Here is a 7,754-nt window from a genome sequence, read left to right on the forward strand (position 1 = left end):
TTTAAGGACGGTAAATTCCAGCGCCGTTATTTATGGAGTGCTGCGATTTAAATATCGCTCGAAAAGGTCGTCTGAAAACTCAAAGAAATGATAAAAATGCGTTATTTAGCCACCCTCTTATTATTGTGTTCCGCCTTAACCCATGCCGCGCCGCCGGACGGCTTTGCCTTAGTTCATGATGCCGACGGACACACCAACTTGCGCAAAAGACCCGATTTGAATGCCAAAGTTTTGGCAAAAATTCCCAACGGCACGCCGTTGGAATGTGTAGGCGAAGCCAGCAAAGACAATCCGAATTTCTGTACCGCGAAGTTGCAACAGACAGCAATCGGCGGTTACGGCTTTATCCACCGCAGCCGTCTGATATTTCCTGCCTCCGACAAAAACTTCGTTACCCTGCGCGAACACTTCGGTCACGACGATACGTTGACTTTGTCCGGCGGCGGTCAAACGGTACACATCGCCGCCCGCCGTATCCATCCCAAACGCAGCGACTTTTCAGGTACAGCCTCAAATAGTGACAACGCTCCTCTCTATCGGGGCAAACCATTTTATGGCACAGATGGCTCCATTCCAAAAAGCGTCTTTGCCATAGAACAGATCACGCTAAACGGTCAAGCAGTTCCCGCTGCCGAACTGCAAGGGCTGTTCTTGCCCGATTTTGCCGCTACGGCACGCGGCAGCAATGCGTACGACGGCTGGGAAGCCTATTACCGCCGTACCGACAAGACGCTTTATCTGTTTAATTCGGTGAATAATGATGCCGGTTCTTTCGGTATGTGTTTCGTATTTAAGGACGGTAAATTCCAGCGCCGTTATTTGTGGGATGCATTACTATAAATATTCATTAAAGGGCAATTTGGAAACCATGATTCAAATCCAATCCCTCTCCCACCGTTATCCCAAAGCCGAAACTGCCGCGCTGGACAATGTGTCGTTCGATATTGCCGACGGCGAATGTTTGGGGCTGCTCGGCCACAACGGTGCGGGGAAAACGACGCTGATGTCGCTTTTGGCAGGCTTGCAGGAAGTACGGCAGGGCGAAATTTTGTTTGACGGTAAGCCGTTGCACCTGTTGAGCCGCAGCGAGCGGCAGAAAATCGGTTTGGTGCCGCAGGATTTTGCGTTTTATCCGCAGCTTTCGGTGTGGGACAACCTGCTGTTTTTCGCCTCGCTTTATAAAGTGCATGACAAGGGTCGTCTGAACGCGCTGTTGGAACAGACCGACCTGACCGCCCACAAAAACAAGGCGGCGAAGCATCTTTCGGGCGGGCTTAAACGTCGTCTGAATTTTGCCATCGGCCTGATTAACACGCCGCAACTGGTGTTCCTCGACGAAATCACGGTCGGCATCGACCCGCAGTCGCGCCGCTTTATCCTCGACAGCGTGGCGGATTTGACAAGGCAGGGGGTAACGGTGGTTTACACCTCGCACTATCTGTCGGAAATCGAGCAGCTTTGCGGCAAAATCGCGCTGCTGCAACATGGCAAACTGGTGTATCACGGCGGTTTGGACGAGCTTTTAAGCACGCAAACCGGTGTCGTGCGCTTTACCGTCGAACCGCCGCTGCCGCCTCAAACGCTGGTTGCTTTGGGTGCCAAGCAAGTGGACAGCCACGGCATGATGGAAACAACACACGATGCCGCCGCCGTTTACGCCGCCCTGCAACAAAGTGGCGCGCAAATCCGCTACTTCCAGCAGGGACACGGTTCGCTGGAAACGTTTTACCTTGATTTCCTGCGCAAAGACGAACCGGCAACAGATAAGCAAAATCCACAATGACGACCTCCTCCCTCCTCAAAGAACTCAAATTGCTCTGCCGCGACCTGCACGGTTTGGCCGTGTTGTTTGTGATGCCCATCGCCTTCATGCTGATTATGTCGTTGGCGCTGAGCCGCGACCAAGACCCGCACACCGACAGCCGCATCGCGCTGGTCGGCGCGGCAGACGACAGCGTCAATATCGCGCTGGCTGCCGCGTTGGAAAAAGAGCAGATTCATGTCACGCTGATGTCGTCTGAAAAACTGACCGACGCGCAAAACGGCCTGCACGACAAACGTTTCCAACTGGTGCTGCACAACCCGAACGCCGCCTCCGACAAAATCGCCGACAACAAAGCCTTGCAAATCTATGTACCGCCCGATACCGAGCCCTCATGGCTGGCGGCGGTTAAAGGCGTTTTGCAGCAGCACTACACCCAAACGCGGCTGGACGCTTATTTCGACAACAACGACGGCATCAAAATCAACAATAAAAAACTGCCCCGCTCTATCCGAAAAGACATCCAGAAAAAAGTCGATGAAAAAAACGACGAGCAATTCGCCGCCGTGCAAACCTTTTTAGATAAAAAAATGCTGGAAGAACACTATCTGAGCGCAGGCAGCGGCAAGGTTGAAAAACCCAACGCCGTACAGCACAGCGTACCCGCATGGCTGATTTTCGGTATGTTTTTCATCATGATACCGCTGTCGAACGTCATGGCGCTGGAACGCCAGACCAACACCATCACCCGCCTGCGCCTCGCCCGCGCCTCCGCGTCCGGCCTGATTGCCGCCAAACTCATCCCCTATTTCCTGATTAACCAGCTTCAGTTTGCCGGAATGCTGTTGCTCGGCCGCTACCTGTTGCCCGAAATCGGCGTGCCCGCCCTCATACTCAACGGCAGCCTTGTTCCCTACGCACTGCTGTCCGCCGCCGTCAGCGCCGCCGCACTCGGCTACGCGCTTCTAATCAGCGTCTGCGCCAAATCCACCGAACACGCCGTCGTCCTCGGCGGCGGCGGCATCATCCTGATGGCGGCAATTGGCGGCATTATGGTCCCCGCCCACGTCATGCCCGAAACCATGCAGCAGCTTACTTGGATTTCCCCGATGGCATGGGGCTTGAAGGCTTTTCAAGAGCTGCTGCTCAACCGCAGCGGACTGGACGGAATCGGCCGCTACCTCATCCTGCTGTCCGCCTTCTCCGCCGCCACCCTGACCACCGCCGTGCTGGTATACCGCAGACAGTTGCAAACGCAGGTGCGGTTTTAGGTCGTCTGAAAAACGAGTGTGGCAGGTCGTCTGAAACCACAAGCCGACACCTATCCCCACCCCAAACACGAAAGCAAAAAATGTCCTACACCTTTACCTTGGCAGAACACGCGCTGGAAGCGGAATTGAAAAAGCTGATTCTGCAAGAAGCCGACAAGACCGATGATGTTGCCGCTGAAGACTTTACCGACGATGCGCCGTTGTTCGGCGACGGCAGCCCTATCGATTTGGATTCGCTCGACGCGCTGCAAATCTGCGTCGCGCTGCAACAGTATTTCCAAGTGCGGCTGCAAGGCGACCGTATGGTGCGCAAGCATATGATGTGCGTGCGCGATTTGGCGGCGTTCGTCCGCGCGGAGCATGGGGCGTGAGCTGGGTTTGCGGTACGGCGACCACCTCCGCGCTGAATCCGCAGGCGGATTTCAGACGACCCGATGCGGTGTCTTATACGTTTTTAACCCAGCCGCAGCAGGCCGCTTATTTCCGCGCTTTTGCCGACGACAGCTTGGGAAGTACCGCTTTTGCGGATATTGCCGAACAACATTTGCGCCGTGCCGCCGAAGATGCCGGATGGCCGTCTGAAAGCTGGCACGACGCGCCGGTTTTTATCGGTTCGAGTTCCTACGCCATCGCCGAATACGAAAACCGCCGCCGCGCGGGCAATACGGACATTGGGGAACACGGTCTGCTCTATCTTGCCGAAGATTTGCGCAAACGCAGCGGCAACCGGCAGATTTTCAGTTTGGCAACCGCCTGTACCTCCTCCGCCCATGCGCTGATTCAGGCAGACAATTGTTTGCGCGGCGGGGTGGAACGCGCCTTCGTCCTCGGCATCGAAAACCTCAACCGCCTGACCCTGCTGCATTTTCACAGCTTAGGTTTGTTTACCGAACGATATCAGCCCTTCGGCGGCAACGGTCTGATTTTGGGCGAAGGTGTCGCCGCACTCGCCCTCTCTGCCACGCCGCCTGATCGTGCAGGTCGTCTGAAACTCGTCGGACATGCCGCCAATACCGGCAACGACCTGATTCAAAGCGACAGCAAGGCTTTAGAACAGGTTATCAGCCGCGCTTTAAACATCGCCGCTATTGCCCCCGCAAACATCGCCGCCGTCAAAACCCACGGCATCGGCACTGCCGACAGCGACGCTGCCGAACTGGCTGCGCTGGAAAACGTGTTCGGCACCCTGCCGCCGCTAATGGCGTTCAAAGCGCAAATCGGCCACACCCTCGGCGCAACCGCCGCCCTCGAAACCGCGCTGCTCTTGTCCGCCCTGAAACAAGGCGGCGGCACCGATTATCAAGGACGCGAAATCCGTTTTTCAGAGTGCGCAGCCTCCTGGCGGGACGACCTTTTCTGTCTCGCCAACCATTTCGGTTTCGGCGGCAGCAACACAGCTATGGTATGGCAATGGCAATCATAAACCCCGACATCCGCATCATCGCCGCCGCGCGTTTCGATACCGAAGCCGCCGTCGGCAACAAAATCCTCAAACAAACCTTGCAGCAGCAAAGCAGCACGGACGCTCGCCGCCTCAGCCGCCTGAGCCTGATTGCCGCACTCGGCGCAGGCCTGCTGCACGGACAAGGCGAAATCCGCCCCGATTGCGCCGTCTTCCTCGGCACGCCGTTTTCCTCGCCGTCCGTGTTTGAAAAAATGGCGGACAACGTGCTCAACCACCATGCCGCCATGCCTTTCGACTTCATCGCCAACCTGCACAACGCCCCCGTTTTTCATGCCGCGCAAACCCTAGGCACGCACGGCGCAACGTTGGCGGTTGCCACCGAACGCCATTTGGAAACCCGTTTCCACCCCTTGCTGCTCGCCGCACAATCCTTGCAAAGCGGCGGACAGGCGGCAGTCGGCTGGGCATACGAACACCAAACCAACCACGCCGATACGCGCGAAGGCAGCATTTGGATTTTGCTCGAACACGGCGCGGAACACGGCGCTCCCGTTACCTTAGATACGGAAGCCGAAGAAACGGAAATGCCGTCCCGTCAGGCGGCTGCGCAATCTGAAACGCAAAGATATTATTGGCAGGACATCGCCGATTTTTTGGAAACATTGTTCCTTACCGACGATTTGTCATCAGACAAACCCAACCCAATCATGATGGCGCGCTCAGAAATTCTGTGATTTTGCACACGCGAAATTTATCCAAGAATAAGCCGCCGCACCCGCCCCGACAAGTCGTCTGAAAATCCGAAACTGTCTTCCGTTTCAAACACGTTTTCAGACGACCTGTCTGTTTCCCCTACCGATTATCCATTCCGATTGTCAATGCACCCGACTTCCCCATAAAATGCCGCAGACACACTTCAAAACATTTGAAAAATGATGACTACCTACCGCCGCGCCTACACTGTCCTCACCGCCCTGCTGATCCTGTTCCTCATCTATACCGTCTCCACGAAAAACTGGCTGCAAACCGACCTGACCGCACTGCTGCCGAGCGAACAGCAGCCGGACGCGCTTTTGACGGCGGCAGACAAAGCGGGCGAAGAGCAGTTGAACACGCAGGTGATTTTGCTGGCGGGCAGCAAAGACGCGGAAACGGCGTTTCAGACGACCTCTGAGATTGCGGCTTTGTGGCGTAAAAGCGGCGTGTTCCAACAAGTGGACAGCAGCGTGACGCCCGACTTGGACAAGGTGCGTGCGGATATCGGCAAGCTGGGACTCGCCCTGCTGCCGAACGAACAGGTGCGCCTGCTGTTTGAGCATCCGCAAGCCTACTTTCAGGCGCGTGCGGAAGCGGCAGTCAACCCGTTTGCCGCGCCCTCACCTTTGTCTTTGGAACAAGACTGGCTGGGCTTCGGGCGTTTTGTCGCCGGCAAGGCGAATCCGCAAAGCCGTTTGCAGTGGAACATGGACAACGGCATGCTGTTCACCGAAGGCGATGACGGGAAAACTTGGGTCTGGCTGCGCGGAAAACTGGCGGCGGGCGACAATTTTTCCGGCAACAACGCCCTTCTGCCGCTGATAGCGGAAAGCCGTAAGCTGGCAAAAGCCAAAGGCGCGGACACGCTGACGGCAGGCGGCGCGCTGTTTGCCGCCGTGTCCAAAACAGAAGCGGAGCAGGAAAGCCGGACAATGAGTACGGTGGGGATGCTACTGACCTTCGCGCTGCTGCTGTGGGTATTCCGCAGCGTCCGCGTGTTCTGGCTGACGCTGCCTTTGGCGGCGGGTATGCTGACCGGTCTGGCGGCGGCTTTGCTGGTTTTCGGCGAAGTACATATCCTGACCATCGTCATCGGCACGAGCTTGGTCGGGATGCTGGTGGATTTCCCGCTGCACTGGCTCGCGCCCTCGGTATTCGGCACGCGGGCAAAAAACGGTAAAACGGCTTTTTCAGACGACCCCGTCTGGCAGGCCGAACCCGCCATGAAACATGTCTTGCCGAGCTTTACCGTCAGCCTGCTGATTACGGTCTTGGGCTACGCGCTCTTGTGGTTCACGCCGCTGCCCGTATTGCGGCAGACCGCCGTGTTCTCAGGATTTGCGCTGGCGGGCGCTTTCGGCGCGACGGTGTTGTGGCTGCCGCCGCTGTTTCAGCGTTACCGCGCTAAAACCGTGCCGTTTGCCGCGCTGACCGAACAGCTCTACGCGCTGTCAGGTCGTCTGAAAATCCGTCTGCACAAACGCGGCTGGCTGATTGTCGGCGGCGTGTTGCTGGCGGTCGGACTGTGGCGCAGCGACTGGCGCGACGACATCCGCCAATGGGTCAACATGCCGCCTGAAATGCTGGCGGAAGTGCAACGCATCGGGCAGTTGAGCGGTGCGGATTTCGGCGGCAAGTACTTGGTTGCCGAAGCGCCGAGCGAAGATGCTTTGTTGATGAAAACCGCCGAACTCGGCCGCGCGCTGCAACCCCTCGTCGCGCAAGGCAAGCTCGTCAGCTTCCAATCTCCCGACCAGCTCCTGATGCCCGTATCCGAACAGAAAAAACTGCAAAACCGCCTGCGCGAGCTGTCCAAGCTGCCCGAAAGCCGCCAGCCGCTCGTCGATATCGGCATCCCGCACAAAACCCTACGCAACGCGCTGCTGCAAGCCGCCGATGCGCCGCCGCTGACGCTTGCCGATGCGCTGAAAACCGATTTGGCGGAAGCCTGGCGGCCGCTGTATTTGGGTGAAGTCGAAAAAGGCCATTTCGCCGCGATCGTGCGCCTGAACGGCATGACTGACGACACCGCCGTCCGCTCTGCCGCGCAAAGCGTAGCGGGCGTACATTGGGCGGACAAACGCGCCCACTTGAACGATCTTTTCCACCACACGCGCAATCAGGCGGCATGGTTGAAACTTGCCTCCTATGCGCTGGCATGGTTGGTTTTATGGCGTATGTTCGGCATGAAGCGTGGCACCAAAATCCTTGCCGTACCGCTTGCCGCCGCCGTCTGCACCGTCGCCGTACTCAGTTTGGCAGGCATCCCCATCAGCCTGTTCGCCATGTTCGGTCTGCTTTTGGTGTCCGCCATCGGCGTCGATTACGCCGTCTATGCCCTCACCGCACGCCACAGTGCCCCCGCGCGGCTGGGCGGTATGCTGCTCGCCGCCGCCACCACCGCCATTTCCTTCGCCCTGCTCGCCCTAAGCGGCACGCCCGCCGTCGCCGCCTTCGGCATTACGGTCACGGTCGGCGTAGCGTTCAATATTTGGCTGGCAGGGACTTTGTTGAAAGATTGATGCTTAAAATTTATAGTGGATTAAATTTAAATCAGGAC

General features: G+C 57.3%; 7 protein-coding genes. All 7 read left to right on the plus strand.

Features of this window, described 5'->3' with window-relative positions; translation table 11 throughout:
* The first annotated feature begins 96 nt into the window (after positions 1-96).
* The 7 genes from HMPREF2572_RS11755 to HMPREF2572_RS11785 all read left to right on the plus strand — a co-directional run bounded on the left by HMPREF2572_RS11755 (position 97) and on the right by HMPREF2572_RS11785 (position 7,716).
* Positions 97-840, plus strand: a complete 744-nt coding sequence (locus HMPREF2572_RS11755) for an SH3 domain-containing protein (RefSeq protein ID WP_070498808.1) — start codon at positions 97-99, stop codon at positions 838-840.
* A 28-nt stretch (positions 841-868) separates the two neighbouring features.
* Positions 869-1,783 (plus strand): ABC transporter ATP-binding protein, encoded by a 915-nt coding sequence (locus HMPREF2572_RS11760; RefSeq protein WP_070498843.1) that lies wholly within the window; start codon positions 869-871, stop codon positions 1,781-1,783.
* Positions 1,780-3,033, plus strand: coding sequence for an ABC transporter permease (locus HMPREF2572_RS11765; protein ID WP_070498809.1), 1,254 nt, complete (start codon positions 1,780-1,782; stop codon positions 3,031-3,033). The genes HMPREF2572_RS11760 and HMPREF2572_RS11765 overlap by 4 nt, the downstream gene beginning before the upstream one ends.
* A gap of 80 nt (positions 3,034-3,113) precedes the next feature.
* Positions 3,114-3,404 (plus strand): phosphopantetheine-binding protein, encoded by a 291-nt coding sequence (locus tag HMPREF2572_RS11770; RefSeq protein ID WP_003759119.1) that lies wholly within the window; start codon positions 3,114-3,116, stop codon positions 3,402-3,404.
* Positions 3,401-4,456 (plus strand): beta-ketoacyl synthase N-terminal-like domain-containing protein, encoded by a 1,056-nt coding sequence (locus HMPREF2572_RS11775; protein WP_070498810.1) that lies wholly within the window; start codon positions 3,401-3,403, stop codon positions 4,454-4,456. Before HMPREF2572_RS11770 ends, HMPREF2572_RS11775 begins: the two co-directional genes overlap by 4 nt.
* Positions 4,438-5,172 carry a hypothetical protein gene (locus tag HMPREF2572_RS11780; RefSeq protein WP_070498811.1) on the plus strand — a complete coding sequence of 245 codons (735 nt, stop codon included), beginning with the start codon at positions 4,438-4,440 and terminating at the stop codon, positions 5,170-5,172. Before HMPREF2572_RS11775 ends, HMPREF2572_RS11780 begins: the two co-directional genes overlap by 19 nt.
* A gap of 198 nt (positions 5,173-5,370) precedes the next feature.
* Positions 5,371-7,716, plus strand: a complete 2,346-nt coding sequence (locus HMPREF2572_RS11785) for an MMPL family transporter (RefSeq protein WP_070498812.1) — start codon at positions 5,371-5,373, stop codon at positions 7,714-7,716.
* The last annotated feature ends 38 nt before the right edge of the window (positions 7,717-7,754 follow it).

It is taken from the genome of Neisseria sp. HMSC064E01 (assembly GCF_001808875.1).
In the GTDB taxonomy this organism is placed as follows: Bacteria; Pseudomonadota; Gammaproteobacteria; order Burkholderiales; family Neisseriaceae; genus Neisseria; species Neisseria sicca_A.